The organism is Roseicyclus sp. (assembly GCF_052168335.1).
Classification (GTDB): Bacteria; Pseudomonadota; Alphaproteobacteria; order Rhodobacterales; family Rhodobacteraceae; genus Roseibacterium.
The window spans coordinates 1-1,760 of sequence record NZ_JBQLZP010000184.1; the positions used below are offsets into that span (position 1 = coordinate 1).

Sequence of the window (1,760 nt, forward strand, 5' to 3'; positions counted from 1 at the left end):
GAGATCATCGGCCCCGCCGAAATCGCCGCGCTCTCGCCCGTCACCAACATCGAGGGCATCCTCGGCGCGCTCTACGACCCGCTCGACGGGCATCTCGACCCCTCGGGCACCACCCATGCCTACGCGAAGGCCGCGCGCATGGGCGGGGCCGAGATCGTGCTCCACACCAAGGTGCTCGAGACCAATCCCCGCCCCGACGGCACCTGGGACGTCGTGACCGACAAGGGCACGATCCATGCCGAGCACGTGGTGAACGCCGCCGGCCTCTGGGCGCGCGAGGTCGGGCACATGGCGGGCATCGTCCTGCCGCTCCACCCGATGGAGCACCAGTATGTCGTCACCGACGAGATCCCCGAGATCTACGAGCGCGACAGCGAGCATCCGCACGTCATGGATCCCGCCGGCGAGAGCTATCTGCGGCAGGAGGGGCGCGGCCTCTGCATCGGCTTCTACGAGCAGTCCTGCCGCCCCTGGGCCGTCGACGGCACGCCCTGGGAGTTCGGGCACGAGCTCCTGCCCGACGACTTCGACAAGATCGAGGAGTCGATCGCCTTCGCCTACCGCCGCTTCCCCGTGCTCGAGCGCGCGGGCGTGAAGTCGGTGATCCACGGCCCCTTCACCTTCGCCCCCGACGGCAATCCGCTGGTCGGCCCCGTGCCGGGCCTGCGCAACTACTGGTCGGCCTGCGGGGTCATGGCGGGCTTCAGCCAGGGCGGCGGCGTCGGCCTCTCCCTCGCGCAGTGGATGATCGACGGCGCGCCCGAGCGCGATACCTTCGCCATGGACGTGGCCCGCTTCGGCCGCTTCATCACGCCGGGCTACACGCTGCCCAAGGTGGTCGAGAACTACCAGACGCGCTTCTCCGTGGCCTACCCCAACGAGGAGAAGCCCGCCGCGCGCCCCCTCCGGACGAGCCCGATGTACGACGTCTTCGACGCCATGGGCGCGGTCTGGGGCCAGCAGTTCGGCCTCGAGGTGCCGAACTACTTCGCCGAAGGCGACGAACCGCGCTACGAGACACCCTCCTTCCGCCGCTCGAACGCCTTCGGGGCCACCGCCCGCGAGGTCCGTGCCGTGCGCGGGGGCGTCGGCATCAACGAGGTGCAGAACTTCGGCAAGTACGTCGTGAAGGGCCCGCGGGCGCGCGACTGGCTCGACCGGATCATGGCGGGCCGCATCCCGCAGCCCGGGCGCCTCGCGCTCAGCCCGATGCTCGCGCCCTCGGGGCGCATCATGGGCGATTTCACAGTGACCTGCCTCTCGGAAACCGAGTTCCGCCTGACGGCGAGCTACGGCGCGCAGGACTTCCACATGCGCTGGTTCGACAGCCACATGGAGGAAGGCGTCACGGTCGAGAACGTCTCCGACCGGATCACCGGCTTCCAGATCGCGGGGCCCCGCGCACGCGATCTTCTCCAGGACGTCACCCGCGCCGACGTGGGGCCCGAGGCCTTCCGCTTCCTCGACGCGAGGCGGATGATCATCGGCCTCTCCGAGGCGCTGGTGCAGCGGGTCAGCTACACGGGCGATCTCGGCTACGAGATCTACGTCGACGCGATGGAGGAGCGGCCGCTCTGGTCGGTGCTCTGGACCGCTGGGCAGAAATACGGGCTCAGACCCTTCGGGATGCGCGCGATGATGAGCCTGCGGCTCGACCGCTTCTTCGGCTCGTGGATGCGGGAGTTCTCGCCCGACTACACCGTGGGCGAGACCGGCCTCGACCGCTTCGTCGCCTGGAAGAAGACCGCGGACTTCATCGG

General features: G+C 69.5%; 1 protein-coding gene. It reads left to right on the top strand.

Annotation, left to right across the window (positions count from 1 at the left end; translation table 11 throughout):
- Positions 1-1,760: GcvT family protein (locus ACTS11_RS05760; protein WP_442639382.1), on the top strand; the 1,760-nt coding region annotated here is incomplete at both ends.